13 protein-coding genes are annotated in these 14,286 nt (G+C 59.4%); all 13 read left to right on the forward strand.

What is annotated here, in order from left to right:
- Positions 1–36: 36 nt before the first annotated feature.
- The 13 genes from whiA to hemW all read left to right on the forward strand — a co-directional run bounded on the left by whiA (position 37) and on the right by hemW (position 13,843).
- Positions 37–1,002 (forward strand): DNA-binding protein WhiA, encoded by a 966-nt coding sequence (gene whiA, locus O3648_RS00240; RefSeq protein ID WP_371567685.1) that lies wholly within the window; start codon positions 37–39, stop codon positions 1,000–1,002.
- 220 nt (positions 1,003–1,222) lie between these two features.
- Entirely contained in the window at positions 1,223–2,347 is a 1,125-nt protein-coding gene (locus tag O3648_RS00245) for a ComEA family DNA-binding protein (RefSeq protein WP_371567687.1), read from the forward strand.
- The gene (locus tag O3648_RS00250; RefSeq protein WP_371567689.1) at positions 2,347–4,410 is read left to right on the forward strand and encodes a ComEC/Rec2 family competence protein; all 2,064 of its coding nucleotides are present in this window, start codon (positions 2,347–2,349) and stop codon (positions 4,408–4,410) included. The genes O3648_RS00245 and O3648_RS00250 overlap by 1 nt, the downstream gene beginning before the upstream one ends.
- Positions 4,411–4,594: 184 nt before the next feature.
- Positions 4,595–5,629: a DNA polymerase III subunit delta gene (gene holA, locus O3648_RS00255; protein ID WP_371567691.1), complete on the forward strand. Its 1,035-nt coding sequence runs from the start codon at positions 4,595–4,597 to the stop codon at positions 5,627–5,629.
- A 15-nt stretch (positions 5,630–5,644) separates the two neighbouring features.
- On the forward strand, positions 5,645–6,304 hold the full coding sequence (locus tag O3648_RS00260; RefSeq protein WP_371567692.1) for a type II toxin-antitoxin system PemK/MazF family toxin: 660 nt from the start codon (positions 5,645–5,647) through the stop codon (positions 6,302–6,304).
- 269 nt (positions 6,305–6,573) lie between these two features.
- On the forward strand, positions 6,574–6,837 hold the full coding sequence (gene rpsT, locus O3648_RS00265) for a 30S ribosomal protein S20 (protein WP_049349792.1): 264 nt from the start codon (positions 6,574–6,576) through the stop codon (positions 6,835–6,837).
- 364 nt (positions 6,838–7,201) lie between these two features.
- Positions 7,202–7,438 (forward strand): hypothetical protein, encoded by a 237-nt coding sequence (locus O3648_RS00270; protein ID WP_371567695.1) that lies wholly within the window; start codon positions 7,202–7,204, stop codon positions 7,436–7,438.
- Between the two features lie 193 nt (positions 7,439–7,631).
- The gene (locus tag O3648_RS00275) at positions 7,632–7,916 is read left to right on the forward strand and encodes a hypothetical protein (RefSeq protein ID WP_371567698.1); all 285 of its coding nucleotides are present in this window, start codon (positions 7,632–7,634) and stop codon (positions 7,914–7,916) included.
- Between the two features lie 235 nt (positions 7,917–8,151).
- Positions 8,152–8,487: a hypothetical protein gene (locus O3648_RS00280; protein WP_371567701.1), complete on the forward strand. Its 336-nt coding sequence runs from the start codon at positions 8,152–8,154 to the stop codon at positions 8,485–8,487.
- A 391-nt stretch (positions 8,488–8,878) separates the two neighbouring features.
- Positions 8,879–9,139, forward strand: coding sequence for a hypothetical protein (locus O3648_RS00285; protein WP_371567704.1), 261 nt, complete (start codon positions 8,879–8,881; stop codon positions 9,137–9,139).
- Between the two features lie 264 nt (positions 9,140–9,403).
- Positions 9,404–10,426: a PAC2 family protein gene (locus O3648_RS00290; RefSeq protein ID WP_371567707.1), complete on the forward strand. Its 1,023-nt coding sequence runs from the start codon at positions 9,404–9,406 to the stop codon at positions 10,424–10,426.
- Positions 10,427–10,522: 96 nt separating this feature from the next.
- The gene (gene lepA / locus O3648_RS00295; RefSeq protein WP_371567710.1) at positions 10,523–12,364 is read left to right on the forward strand and encodes a translation elongation factor 4; all 1,842 of its coding nucleotides are present in this window, start codon (positions 10,523–10,525) and stop codon (positions 12,362–12,364) included.
- A gap of 192 nt (positions 12,365–12,556) precedes the next feature.
- A complete protein-coding gene (hemW, locus tag O3648_RS00300; protein ID WP_371567713.1) occupies positions 12,557–13,843 on the forward strand; it encodes a radical SAM family heme chaperone HemW in 1,287 nt (428 codons plus the stop codon).
- Positions 13,844–14,286 lie beyond the last annotated feature (443 nt).

Below are 14,286 nucleotides of genomic sequence, written 5' to 3' on the forward strand. Positions count from 1 at the left end.
TTTAGACTTAGACACTACGCCCAGAAGGATCTGTTCATGGCATTAACCACGCTCGTCAAGGACGAACTCGCCCACTACGAGGCAACGAAAGTCTCTGCTCGTAAGGCAGAAATCTCTACGATTCTGCGTTTTACCGGAGGCCTGCACATTGTCTCAGGGCGAATCGTGGTGGAGTCTGAGGTCGACCACGAGGCAACAGCCCACCGCATGCGCCGCACCATTGCGGAGATTTACGGCCATGACTCTGAGCTGACCGGCGTCAGTGGTGGTGGTCTGCGTCGAGGCGGCCGCTACATTGTGCGTGTGGATCACGGCGGAGAGGCGCTGGCTCGCCAGACCGGTCTGCTGGATTTGCGTGGCCGCCCGGTACGTGGCCTGCCGCCGGCTGTAGTGAACGGCTCGTTGCAGGATGCTGAGGCGGTTATGCGCGGTGCGTTCTTGGCGCATGGTTCGCTGACTGAGCCAGGTCGTTCTTCCTCCCTTGAGATTACCTGCCCCGGCCCGGAGGCGGCGCTTGCGCTGGTGGGTGCGGCTCGTCGCCTGGATATTATTGCGAAGGCACGCGAGGTGCGCGGCACCGACCGTGTGGTGGTGCGTGACGGCGAGACCATTTCGCAGCTGCTGGAGCGTATGGGCGCGACCGGTACTCTGACCACGTGGCGTGAGGCGCGCACCCGCAAGGAGGTTCGTGCGACCGCTAACCGTTTGGCGAATTTTGATGATGCGAACCTGCGCCGTAGCGCTCAGGCGGCTGTTGCAGCGAGCGCCCGCGTGGAGCGTGCCCTGCTGATTCTGGGTCATGAGGTGCCTGATCATCTGCGCTATGCCGGTGAGCTGCGTGTGCTGCATAAGCACGCCTCATTGGATGAGCTGGGTCGTCTGGCTGATCCGCCGATGACGAAGGACGCGATTGCGGGCCGTATTCGTCGCCTGCTGGTGATGGCTGATAAGCGTGCTTCGGAGCTGGGTGTTCCGGGTACTGAGCTTCCGCGCGAGGACTAAGCAAGGGCTAGATCCCGGTCTTAAACGGTGCGGGAAGCTAGTGTGGCTGAGGTGTGTGACGGTTTTTGTGACAAACCATAACCCGCTGCTTTTGAACAAAAACCGCATATTTTTCAAAAATGAGCCTGTGGATGGCTCTTTTCGCGTTGTGCGAGGGGAGTTATCCACAGGTTCTTTGCATGCCCTCGTGCGTTCGCGCGCGTGAGCCTAGGGTAGGGGTATGACGAGCATGACCCCCAACCCCGACCAGAATGCGGCACAGAACACTGTGCAGGATAGTGCAGCCCAGCAGGGCGGCACACAGCGTAGCGCCCGATCCCTGATGAACAGCCTCTACCGCAGCCCGCGCGCCCGTAAGAACGGTGCGCCGGATGCCGAGGACACCGTGCCGCTGGCTATTGCCGCTGAGGTAACACCGGCGGAGGTACCTGCCGAAGAAACACCTGCCGAGCCCGCGGCATCCGGCCCAGAGTCGAATGGCTGGGCTGACTGGAATCAGCAGCCCGATTGGAACGAGGTGGACGACTGGGCGGAGTGGGAGCAGGCTGATCAGCCCGGCACCACCCGCAGTACCCGTTGGGGCTTGTCGCCGCGCGTGCTGCTTCTAGTGGCAGTGTTGGCGTTGGTTGCCGTGGTGTGGGCTGTGACCCAGTTTTCAGCGGCGCCGCGTGCCGAGCAGCTTGCCTCCCCGAGTGCTACCGCCGAGTCGGCGCATGCGGTGGGTGCCCAGCAGAGCCCCGGAACTCAACCCGGTGCCCAGTCCACCGCCCAGCCGGGCGCTAACCCGAGTGAATCCGCTCAGGGCGGCGCCTCCGGTGAGGCTACCGTGCGGGTGCACGTCGCGGGTGCCGTGAACAACCCCGGCGTATACACACTGCCCGCTCAGGGTCGTTCCGTGGATGCGATTGCCGCCGCCTCCGGTGCCGCCGCGGATGCTGATCTGGATCGCGTGAACCTTGCCGGTGCGTTGAGTGATGGGGTGCAGATTTATGTGCCGCATCGTGGTGAGACGGCTGCTCCAGCGCAGATTCAGCCCAATGGCGGCACAGCGAATGCAGGTCAGGGTAACGCGGCGAATGGTGCATCTCAGGGTGGTACTCAGCCCCAGTCTGCACGCACGCTGACCGCTTCGGGGAGCGCACAGAAAGGCTCGACCCCGGTGAACATTAACACCGCCACCGCTGAGGAGCTGCAGACCCTGCCGCGTATTGGTCCGGCGATGGCTCAGCGCATTATTGCCTGGCGTGAGGCACACGGTGGTTTCCGTAGCGTGGATGAGCTGGACGCGGTGCCCGGCATTGGTCCGTCGATGCTGGAGAATCTGCGCCCGCTGGTGACGGTCTAATGTACCGCCAGCAGAAGCGTCGCCAGAACCGCCAGCAGGCAGGGGAGCGGGTACTATTTCCCGAATCCTTGCGCCTCACCCGGTCCGCAGCTACTACGTATGACCGTGCCCGCTACCGCTGGAGCATCGGCGCTGAACGGTGGCGTACCCGCCGCGACGAACAGGAGCTACGCGCCCAGGGAAGCCTCATTCACCTGGACTTTCGCCTGAGTTTTACGGTGCTGGCACTGTGGGCTTTTACCGCGCTGGCGCTGACCGTAGGCACGTGGCGGGTGGTGCATCCGCTAGCGTGTGTGCTCATTGCCCTGCTGGGTTGCCTGGCGATTCTGCTTTTCTTTCCGCCTCGTGCGGTGATGCCCTACAGCTTGCTCTTTCGCACGACCGGTCAGCTGGTTTTTCTGGCGTGTATTGTGACTGTTCAAGCAGTGCTTTTGTGCGCTACGGGGGTAGATGCATCCCGCGCCACGTTGCAGCAGGCGCAGGGGGCATCGCTTCGTCTGAATGGCACGGTGGAGCAGGTTCGCCGCGTGGATCCACGCACTACTCTGGTGGTTATTAAGCTGGAGGACATTCAGGGGCGGAGCGTGCGTGCGCTGGTGAATGAGCGGGTGCGTGTGTATCGGCGTGATGGTTCGGCAAAGAACACCGCGCAGCGTCTGGAGGCAAGTTCGGCGACGAGCGCAGAGGTGAGCTCGTCGGCTAGGTACCGGGGGAGCGGTACCGCGCGCTCGCAGGCGATTTATCCGGGTATGAGGGTGACCGCCCTCGGCACGGTGGAGTTTAACGGCCCCACGGCGAAGCTGAGCGGCGCGACTATTTTTCCCGCGCCCGCCTACGGTGCCGGGTCGAACACTGTCGCCCGGACTATGGAGGAGCCGTACCTGTCCACGCTCAAGGAGCAGCTGCGCATCCGCGCTTTAGATACCCTTGGCACGGAATCGGCGGCGCTGGTTTTGGGCACCGCCTACGGGGACGATTCTCTGATGAGTTCCACCACGCGGGAGGAGTATAAGCTCAGCGGGCTCAGCCATATTACGGCGGTGTCCGGGGCGAATATTGCCATCGTATTTCTGGGCGCGTACCGGCTGGTGTTGGCGATTCACCCGTACCGCTTCGCCAGCGCATACCTGCTGCTTCGGTCCTGGGTACAGCGGTTACGGGGGAGAGGCACGGGTCATTCTCGCCGCTCCGCGTACCCCCGGCACCCTGGATACCCTCAACAACCGGCGCACCCTCAACGACCCGCCCAGCTTCAACAAGCTACCCCGCCAAACGCCCACGCCCTGCCGCCGCTCGTACATCGGCTGAGTACTCTCACCATTCCGCACCGCGTCATGGTGCTGTGCGGAGTTGCGGCGGTACTCGCCTACGCCATGCTGCTGGATTCTGAGGGGTCCGTGATTCGTTCCCTCGCCATGGGTCTGCTCGGTGCTTACGCGATGCTGCGCGGTTCGGGTCGCCAGTCCTTGGCGGCGCTTCAAACAACGGTGCTGATATGTCTGCTTGCTGCCCCGCACCTCGCCGTGGATATGGGGTTCGCCCTGTCGGTGACGGCAACCTCCGCGCTGATTCTGCTGGGCCCCTCGCTGATTCGCCTGCTCATGCGCCTCATGCCGGTGTTCTGCGCGGAAATGCTCGCCGCGCCGATTGTGGCGTCCCTGTGGTGTACTCCGCTGATTTTGGCGATGAGCGGTAAGGTGCCGCTCTACTCGGTTCCGGCGAACCTGATTGCCGCTCCTTTGGCGCCGCTGAGTATGCTCGCCGGGTTGGTGGCGCTCGGATTCATGCTTCTGGGTCTGCCCGCCCTGTCGGATCTGTGTCTTCGTGCCGGTGGCCTTGCGGCGCGGGGCATCGAATGGGCGGCACACACTGCCGCGCACGCGCCGGGTAACCCGTGGGAGCCCGGTTCGAGCGTTCCCGCGGTGGTGTGTAGCGCCCTTTGCGTGCTGGTGTTGAGCATTGCCCTCTGGTGGGTGGATGCACGCCGCTACCGCGCGGTCACGCACCGGCAGTATTTGCGGGTGGTACCGCACACCGCGCCCTCCTATCAGCACACCCATTAGCCCGCCCGTTCCTAATCAACTAACCCTGCCTAATTCGCCCTGACCGGCTAACCCTAACCAACGCTAGGAGGCAACTGAGAAGAAAACGCTATGATGGATACTCGAGACTCTACCCGCGCAGCGCCCCCGTGTGCAGCGGGGTCGAGTTCAGCCCGTACCCTGCAGATAAAGGCGAGTGATAAGCGTGTCCGAGCGTAAGCGTTCAACCCAGCGTGGTGGTTCCCGAGGCTACGCCCGCCGAGGCACCCCCGCCCTCGACACCGCGTGGCGTACCGTCACCCCGGCACCCGCCGTCATGCTCTACGGCCCGGAGGAGTACTTCGCATCCCGTGCCGCGGCACGCCTGCGTGAACTGTTCCGCAGTATCCACCCGGAGGTGGATCGCGTTCAGATTAATGCTGCCACCTACACGGCGGGGGAGCTGATTCTGCACGCTTCGCCTTCCCTATTCGGTTCGGCGAAGATCATTGAGGTTGAGAACGTCGCCTCCATGAGTGACGATTTTTTGACCGATACGCTCGCCTACCTGAACGCCCCCGAGCCGGACATCATGCTGATTCTGAACCACTCGGGCGGTAATCGTGGCAAGAAGCTTATCGACCTGGTGCGCTCCCAGTTCGTGCTCATTAACTGCAAGGCGCTCAAGACTGATCGTGAGAAGAGCGAGTTCTTGGCGGGGGAGTTCGCCACCGCCCAGCGCCCGATTACTGGCGGCGCTCTGGCGCTACTGACGGCTGCCGCCTCCGACACTGCGGAGCTCGCCGCCGCCTGCCAGCAGCTACTCTCAGATGTGCCCGGCGAAATCACCGAAGAGGCGGTGAACCGCTACTACGGCGGCCGCACCGAAGTCACCGCGTTCCGCGTCAGTGATGCCGCGATTTCCGGTAACGCCCCGGAGGCTCTGCGTCTGCTCCGCCACTCCCTTGCCACCGGCACGGAGCCGATTCCGATGCTGGGTGCGCTCGCCATGCGTATCCGCAATATTGCGCGCGTACACCACGTGCGTTTGAGCGCTAATGAGCTGGCGCGTGAGGTGGGTATGGCACCGTGGCAGGTTGAGCAGGCTCAGCGTGACGGCCGCCGTTTTACCGGCGCCCAGTTGGCGCATATTGTGCAGCTTCTGGCTGATGCGGACGCTCAACTGAAGGGCGAGTCCCAGGATGCGGTGTATGCGGTGGAGCGGGCTGTTTTGGCGATTGCTCGACCTCCGCGTCTGTAGTGCATAATAGAGCCCATGCTCAAAATTCTGAAGAAAATTTTCTTTGCCCTGCTGCCCTTCCTGCAGAAGGCGGCAGAGGATGCCCTCAACGACGCTACTGCGCCTAAGGGCGGCTCCGGATCCTCCCAAAAGAGTGAGTCCCACAAGGGCAAATCTCGTCAGGGTGAGGTTCGTACCTCCGGCTCTTCGGCACCCAAGCCAAGCGCCTTGAAGTCTTCCTCGGCAAAGTCCTCGGCACCTAAGCCTTCCACACCGGCTTCGACCGGCGCATCCGACGGTTCGGATTACCCGGGCGATTACCGCGACATGATCAACTTTGAGTACTCGCCCTCCCTGGACGGCGACGCTGACCCGGGTGAAATCGTGTGGACGTGGGTTCCCTTCGAGGAGGACCACTCGCAGGGTAAGGACCGCCCGGTGCTTCTGGTGGGTCGTGACGGTGAGTACCTGCTGGCGCTGATGATGACCAGCAAGGATCACAATAACCGTGAGCACGCTGATTCGAACTACCTTGATATTGGTTCAGGTCCGTGGGATTCGCAGGGCCGCGCCTCTGAGGTGAAGCTGAACCGCGTGATTCGTGTTCGCCCGGATGCGATGCGCCGTGAGGGTGCGATTATGCCGGAGGATACGTTCCGCCTGGTCGAGCGTGCGTGGATTCGCCATAACGGCTAACACCCTGTGCTTTATGCCGGGATACTTTATACCTGGAGCCTGAGGGTGACCGGTGTTAGATGTGGAGGCTGCGTGTAGCGGTCTTCACAGTATTTTTCTCTCCGCGATGCTCTGTCATGGAGGCTGTTCGTCTGGTATTATGTGTGGTTGAGTGTCCGATGGTCATCGGGCACTGCTGGCCGGTTGCCATAGGCATCCCCACGCCGCTCAGTCGATGATCGGCCAGCGTCGCCCTCACCGACCAATAAGACAAAAAAGAAAGTTTAATTGTGGCTAACATTAAGTCTCAGAAGAAGCGTATCCTCACCAACGAGAAGGCTCGCCTGCGCAACAACATTGTAAAGTCCGAGCTGAAGACCGCGACCCGCAAGGTCAAGGCTGCTGTTGAGGCACAGAACAAGGAAGCAGCTGTTGAGGCTCTGCGTTTTGTGAACCGTAAGCTGGACAAGGCTGTTTCCAAGGGTGTTCTGCACAAGAAGACCGCTGCAAACAAGAAGTCCGGTCTTGCTGCGCTGGTAAATAAGGCTTTCTAAAACTTGCGGGGTACCTAAGTACCTCTCTGGTTTAGGGCTGAGACCCCCTGTGTTCCCCCTCCTCTAAGGGGAATGCAGAGGGTCTCTTTTTCGTGTATACTTGGGCTCAAGGAGTTAGACGATTCCCCTGCAACCCTGAGCCTCACCTGCTGGTGCGGCAATAATGCTTGGGCGGCCGCGGATTTATGCTTCGGTCTAGAGGACCGTTCGGGGGCGTCACCGGCTAACTCCCTATAACTTTTTGTGAAAGGCATCCTGCTAAGTGGCGGGGTGCCTTTTGCTATACCCAGAAGGAATCCTAAAGATGCGGTGCATGTGTACCATGCCAACAGAACTCAGTAAGAAACTAGGCTAGAATACTCGCATGGAACCTGAAAAAATCCCTCCGACGCTGAGCGATCCTATCACCTTCTGCGTAACTAAGATTACGCCACCGGTACCAGCTAATAAGGCTGAAGCCATGAAACGCCAATGGGTTCTTGAGGAGCGCTTTAAGCGGGGGTCTCATATCCAAATGCGTACTATCGCACGCGAGTATGATGAGCGCACCGCAGCTGGTGAGGCTCTTATCCCAGAGAGAATTCCACTGCTTCCTCAATAAACGGAGCTGGATCAGGATAACCACATATTCTGATGTATTATGAAACTGCCAGCATCATGTGTTCGTATCAGGAAGATGTGAAATTACTTGGGTAAACCTCTTTGCAGGCTACGTTAGGCACCAGCGTAATCAGTTCAGAAGCTAATGTCTGTGCGGAGCTTTTATCCGATTGAGAATAAAGAAGCTGAAGACTATGTTGGATTGGGAAAAAGCTAAGATTCTATCCGCTGTTATGAGAACCCGTGCCCTGGAGGAGCGGACGCGACCTTTTGTCGAAGAATTTGACAATGTGGGTGAGTGGGAGTTGGCTCTTGCTAGCGTTATTGGTGATTTTGTGAAGCAAAAGATTACTTTTCCGTATGATGTTGGGGTGCTGGCGGATCATGAATTTATGCCTGATGATTTGGTAGAGAGTATGTGGACTTACGCTACTGAAGAGTTCGACTATGAAGCTCATCTAGACCTCCTAGAGCGTTAGATTTATATAATTTAGAAGCCCTGTGCACGGTTCTCGTGTGCGGGGTTTCTTTGTACCCAGATTCTTGGAGGCGCCCGCCCGGTGACGAAACCGCTTGCGGGTTACGGAAGAGCCCGTATAGTGGGAACTATCGGCGGTACCGTACACCGCCCGCGCCTATCTTTAGCGCCCCACGCGGCGTTGCACATAACACCAATGTAGACACACATTTTTGCACATTATCAGGAGGTTCCCAATGAGTAGCGCGAACGCAGAAGAAGCTTACGATTATCGTGAAGACCCTGAGTATTGGCGTGCCCCGTTCGATTTTACGAAGCCCATATCTGATGCAAATACTCCGGAGGGGTGGATGCGTGCTGAGTTGAATGGGCGTTTTTTTAATGCTCCGGTGGCGCGCCCCGGTGCCGAGTATGAGTGGTGTCTGGCAGAGATTGAGCGTAGGTATGAAGCTCAGGAATTCCCATTCGACGATAGCGAAGTAACCCTTTTGTATCGTGAGAAGGTGGCTAATGGTGAGTTGCCGGATGTTTATGCTGGCACTCCATACGATTTGGCGCTTCTGCCTTTCTAACGTAGTTTCCCTTTCCGTCCGGGGTTTTGGGCGGCATAACCGAATATAGAACATATTTTTTACAACACCACACACCACACAACCACCGACCAAGAGCTAAGGACAATGATGAGCCAGCCGAACTTCCCTCCCGCCCGACTCTTTGATGCTTTCGCCAAGCCCGCCTCCACAGAACAGCCCGCGAAGAAGGGCCGGTAGAGACTGGTACCGAGAAAAGAGTTCAGGTTAGGATATTGCTTCCTGCTGGAGTCCAATATGCTCCACTATGGCTTCATTCTGATTACCCCGAGGAAAAAGAGGTTTTGCTTGCTGGGGGTAATTTAGAGGTGATAGGATTAGGGGAAGAAGATAACCCTGTTATTTATCTGAAATACCTCAAGAAGAAGATAAAATGAAGTCTGTATCCATTAAAGAACGCCCGTTGTTCTGGGGTGGGTTGCGTCCTTTAAAGAGAAACCTAACCATGGAGGATTGGGAAAGGGCGCAGGCGGATAACCCTGGATTTGTGATTCCAATGCCCGGCGCGGAACGGGAATGGGTAAAGGAAGAGTTTAAGCGCCGGCTTGGTAATCCCAAATACTCAAGCGAGGAGAAGAGCAGTAGCTATCTAGCGTTGGAGTATCGTCGTCGTAAGGCGGAAGGTACCCTGTAATTTTGTATCGGCAGAAGCCCTGTGCACGGTGTGCGTGCACGGGGCTTTTCTGTACCCCTTTTTTAAGTTTTCCACTGTACGGGCGGTGGTGAAATGCCCGGTGACGAAACCGCTTGCGGGTTGCGCGGGAGTCCGTATAGTGGGAACTATCGGCGGTACCGTACACCCCCCGCGCCCTAGCAATAGTGCCGTATAGACGGTACCGGGGGAGTGAGCACCGCCGATACACACCACACAACCACCGACCACGAGCTAAGGACAATGATGAGCCAGCCGAACTTCCCTCCCGCCCGACTCTTTGATGCTTTCGCCAAGCCCGCCTCCACAGAACAGCCCGCAAAGAAGGGACTGCTCGGCAATCTGCGCCTGGGCGAATCCTCCGAAGAGGACAACTACACGACCGTTATGCTGGTCGGTTTCAACTCCGTAAAGGAACCCCCGGGCAATAGTGAGGATGCCCTCGACATTATTCACCGCGCGTTCGACCCGTGCGATGAGAGCCCCGGCTTCGACATGGACGACTTCTACGACTACGGTTCCGTCGCCCCGCAGCTGCAGAACAGCGACGACTCCGAATCCACGGTTCTGGTGTGGCCCAAGGTTTTCTACAACATGGTCACCATCCCGGAGCGTCGCCTGCGCCTGCTCATGGTGACCGGCCCCGCCCCCAGCCTGTGCCTGCAGCGGTTCATGACCCGCTTCTTCAAGTACGTAAAGAAACTCCACGTGGACCACGCAATCTTCGTTGAAACCTTCGAGGATCAGGTGGCGCACACCCGCCCGTACCCGTACACGCTGACAACTCACGACGAGAAGCTGGCGGCAATCCCCGGTATTCTGCACGAGGACTACACCGGTTCTACCTCAGTGACGATGGCAATGTCTGCGCTCGCCGCCGAGCACGGCCTGTCCTCCTCGGTCATGCTGCGTATGAGCATCCCGGGGTACCTGAGCTTTGACCAGCAGAACCCGCGCGCGGTCGTGAGCCTGATTGAGGCGCTGGAGGTCATCCTCGGCATTAAGGTCGAGTCGGAGGAGTACGACCGCCTGCGCGCCCACGCTGATGAGTGGGAGGCTGAGCTCGCCGAAGAAATGTCGAAGGACTACGAGAAGGTTGAGCTGGTGCGTGAGATTGAGCAGAAGATGGATTCGACTCTGCGCACTGTCTCCGGTGAGGTGATTGCCGAGGATATTGAGGGCTACCTGGATTCCCTCAGCGGCGCCTCCGAGAGCGTAAATCCTGCCGATGGTGGTGTGGAATCCGCGGAGGATTCTTCGGAACGCTAGGTTCGTTCGCACATATGGCGCGGGTATGGGAAAATGATAGGTAACTATGCCCATACCCGCAGCCAGCATCTCGAAAGGATGATGTGATTGGCACCCATGTCGAAGAACCCGCCCGTTCCGGCGGCGACCGACCCCGCGATTATTCGCAACTTCTGCATTATCGCCCACATTGACCACGGTAAGTCCACCCTCGCAGACCGTATGCTGCAGGCCACCGGCGTGGTTGCCCCGCGCGATATGAAGGCGCAGTACCTGGACCGCATGGACATTGAACGTGAACGCGGTATCACCATTAAGTCTCAGGCTGTGCGCATGCCCTGGGATGTTGACGGCACCTCCTACGCGCTGAACATGATTGACACCCCCGGCCACGTGGACTTCACCTATGAGGTGTCCCGCTCCCTGGCCGCGTGTGAGGGTGCGCTTCTGCTCGTGGACGCCGCCCAGGGTATTGAGGCTCAGACCCTGGCAAACCTGTACCTGGCGATGGAGAACGACCTGACCATCATCCCGGTGCTGAACAAGATTGACCTTCCCGCAGCTCAGCCCGATAAGTACGCTGAGGAGCTGGCGAACCTGATTGGTTGCGAGCCGGAGGAGGTTCTGCGCGTATCGGGTAAGACCGGTGAGGGTGTTGAGGCTCTGCTGGACCGTATTGTGGAGGCGATTCCCGCCCCGCAGGGTGACGCATCCGCCCCGGCTCGCGCCATGATTTTTGACTCGGTGTACGACTCGTACCGCGGTGTGGTCACCTATGTGCGTGTTGTGGACGGTAGCCTGCAGCCGCGTCAGAAGATTAAGATGATGTCCACCGGCGCTGAGCATGACCTGCTTGAAATCGGCGTGATTTCCCCTGAGCCTGTCCCGTCGAAGGGCCTGGGCGTGGGCGAGGTGGGTTACCTTATTACCGGTGTGAAAGACGTCCGTCAGTCCCGTGTGGGTGATACTGTCACCTCCGCCGCGAAGCCTGCGCAGGAGTCCCTGGGGGGCTACGAGGACCCCAAGCCGATGGTGTTCTCGGGCCTGTTCCCGATTGATGGTTCGGATTACCCGGCGCTGCGTGATGCGCTGGATAAGCTGAAGCTCAACGACGCCGCGTTGATTTACGAGCCAGAGACCTCTGCTGCCCTGGGCTTCGGTTTCCGCTGTGGCTTCCTGGGTCTGCTGCACCTGGAGATTGTGCGTGAGCGCCTGGAACGCGAGTTCAACCTGGACCTGATTTCGACCGCACCGAACGTTATTTACGACGTGGTGGACGAGGCTGGCAACGCTAAGCGAGTGACCAACCCGAGCGAATTCCCTGAGGGTAAGGTTGCCACCATCCGCGAGCCCATGGTGGCGTGTACGATTATTGCCCCGAGCGAGTACATTGGCGCGATTATGGAGCTGTGCCAGGCTCGCCGCGGCCAGATCGGCGGCATGGATTACCTCTCCGAGGATCGTGTGGAGATGCGTTACCGCCTGCCCCTGGCAGAGATCGTGTTCGACTTCTTCGATCAGTTGAAGTCCCGTACCCGCGGTTATGCGTCGCTGGACTGGAAATTCGACGGTGAGGAAGAGGCCGACCTGGTGAAGGTCGACATCCTGCTGCAGGGCGAGAAGGTGGATGCGTTCAGCGCCATTACTCACCGCGATAAGGCGTACTCGTACGGCCTGATGATGACTTCTAAGCTGCGTGAGCTGATTCCTCGCCAGCAGTTTGAGGTGCCGATTCAGGCGGCTATCGGTTCGCGTATTATTGCCCGCGAGAATATCCGCGCGATGCGTAAGGACGTTCTTTCTAAGTGTTATGGTGGCGATATTTCGCGTAAGCGTAAGCTGCTGGAGAAGCAGAAGGAAGGCAAGAAGCGCATGAAGATGGTCGGTCGTGTGGAGGTTCCTCAGGAAGCCTTCATTGCGGCACTGTCTTCGGGCGAGGAGAAGGAAAAGAAGAAGTAGCCTTCCGCTGCTGTAGCTTTTCCGGCTGTGTGCTGACCTGTTTGAGTGGAGAACCCGGCTGGTGCCTCGTGTACCGCCGGGTTCTCTGCACGCTGTCGTTGATATACCGTCTGTTGATGTCACCCGCGTAGCCACATGCGCGGTGCCCATATTTGATTCCCCCAACCGCCACATCTAGTCCCAGGAGGCAGAATGCCCGCCCAGCCCACCGGCGCCCCCGCACCCCGCGACGGGCGCATCCCCGCCACCAGTGCGGCAGGATGCGAAACCCGCGACTTCAGCCTCTACGTACACATCCCCTTCTGCTCCGTACGCTGCGGCTACTGCGACTTCAACACCTACGCCACCGAAGACTTCGGCGACGGCATCGGCTTGGGCACCTACGCTGACGACGCCATCGCAGAAATTCTCTTCGCCGCCCGCACCCTCGAAACCTCCGGCATCGCAAAACGCCCCATGCACACCGTCTTCTTCGGAGGCGGCACCCCCACCAAACTGCCCGCCCGCGACCTCGTGCGCATCCTGCAGGCAGCCATCGACGTATTCGGTCTGGTTGAAGGCGCAGAAGTCACCACCGAAGCGAACCCCGACTCCGTCACCCGCGAAGACCTGCAGACCCTCAAGGACGGCGGCTTCACCCGCGTCTCCTTCGGCATGCAGTCCGTCGTACCCGAGGTGCTGCAGGTGCTCGACCGCACCCACACGCCGTCGAACGTGCCGAAGGTCGTTGCCTGGGCTAAGGAGGTAGGCCTGCAGGTGTCCCTGGATCTGATTTATGGTTCGCCGGGGGAGAGCCTGCAGCAGTGGGAGCGCAGCGTTCGTGCCGCCATCTCTTACGAACCGGACCATATTTCCGCCTACTCACTGATCGTGGAGGACGGCACGAAGCTTGCCGCGCAGATTCGCCGCGGTGAATACACCATGCCCGATGAGGACCTTATGGCGGACATGTACCTGCTCGCCGAGGAGCTACTCACAGAAGCCGGCTACAACTGGTACGAGGTCTCCAACTACTCACGCAGCGAGGACACCCGCAGCGACCACAACCTCGCCTACTGGCGTAACCAGGACTGGTGGGGTATCGGCCCGGGCGCCCACTCGCACGTGAACGGTACCCGCTGGTGGAACGTGAAGCACCCGGTACCGTACGCGCAGAAGGTGCGTGCGGGGGAGTCCCCGGCGGCGGCACGTGAGGTGCTGGACACCGCTACTCGTGCTTTTGAAACGATTATGCTCATGATTCGTGTGCGTGAGGGCTTGGCGATGCGCGAGCTGATTGCCGTGCACGATGAGGCGCAGCTGGGCGCCTCCCTGCGCTGGCTGGTCTCTCAAGCTCTGATTGAGCCTGACGCTTTAACTTCTCAGGCTGAACCTGACCCTGAAGCCCACGTGCGCCTGACCCTCAAGGGCCGCCTGCTGGGGGATGCGGTTACCCGTGAGCTGCTTCCGGAAGTTAGTGAGGAGCACGAGGGATCCTAGAGGGCCTCAACGCCTCCCTGAGTTTCGGGTGGGTTCGTGATGCGCTGACATGCCGGCATCTTGCCCCGCTCCAGTTGCCCTTCCTAGGGTGGGTTTCTCAGGTTGAGCACTCCGGGCCGCCGTAATATTTCGGCAGTTTCGGGGTGTTTCTGCGGGGGTTGAAAGACTTTTAAAATTTTTTCGGTGCTTTGGAGGAGCATCAGAGGAGTTCAGAAGGAAAACCCCCGCAGAAGAACCTTGCAAGCCCTCCACGCGCAGAACCAGCGGATACAGAACACCCGACAGCCGTATAACCTGCAGGTAGAGAATCAACGAACACTGAAGCAGTAGGTAGATCCCACCGGGTAGCGCCTCCGTCAGTAGCCTTTAGAACAGTTGTACTTAAACACGAAACGCCCCGCACACAACGTGCGGGGCGTTCGTCGTAAAAGCTATTAGCGCGG

Origin of the sequence: Rothia sp. 27098_8_161 (assembly GCF_041432905.1) — a bacterium.
Taxonomy (GTDB): Bacteria; Actinomycetota; Actinomycetes; order Actinomycetales; family Micrococcaceae; genus Rothia.

Bases quoted from the DNA above. Each gene is read 5' to 3' on its own strand.
- O3648_RS00280 (WP_371567701.1), top strand. From the start codon at position 8,152: ATGAGTAGCGCGAACGCAGAAGAAGCTTACGATTATCGTGAAGACCCT.
- O3648_RS00250 (WP_371567689.1), top strand. From the start codon at position 2,347: ATGTACCGCCAGCAGAAGCGTCGCCAGAACCGCCAGCAGGCAGGGGAG.
- O3648_RS00245 (WP_371567687.1), top strand. From the start codon at position 1,223: ATGACGAGCATGACCCCCAACCCCGACCAGAATGCGGCACAGAACACT.
- O3648_RS00260 (WP_371567692.1), top strand. From the start codon at position 5,645: ATGCTCAAAATTCTGAAGAAAATTTTCTTTGCCCTGCTGCCCTTCCTG.
- O3648_RS00270 (WP_371567695.1), top strand. From the start codon at position 7,202: ATGGAACCTGAAAAAATCCCTCCGACGCTGAGCGATCCTATCACCTTC.
- O3648_RS00275 (WP_371567698.1), top strand. From the start codon at position 7,632: ATGTTGGATTGGGAAAAAGCTAAGATTCTATCCGCTGTTATGAGAACC.
- whiA (WP_371567685.1), top strand. From the start codon at position 37: ATGGCATTAACCACGCTCGTCAAGGACGAACTCGCCCACTACGAGGCA.
- O3648_RS00290 (WP_371567707.1), top strand. From the start codon at position 9,404: ATGAGCCAGCCGAACTTCCCTCCCGCCCGACTCTTTGATGCTTTCGCC.
- O3648_RS00285 (WP_371567704.1), top strand. From the start codon at position 8,879: ATGAAGTCTGTATCCATTAAAGAACGCCCGTTGTTCTGGGGTGGGTTG.
- lepA (WP_371567710.1), top strand. From the start codon at position 10,523: ATGTCGAAGAACCCGCCCGTTCCGGCGGCGACCGACCCCGCGATTATT.
- hemW (WP_371567713.1), top strand. From the start codon at position 12,557: ATGCCCGCCCAGCCCACCGGCGCCCCCGCACCCCGCGACGGGCGCATC.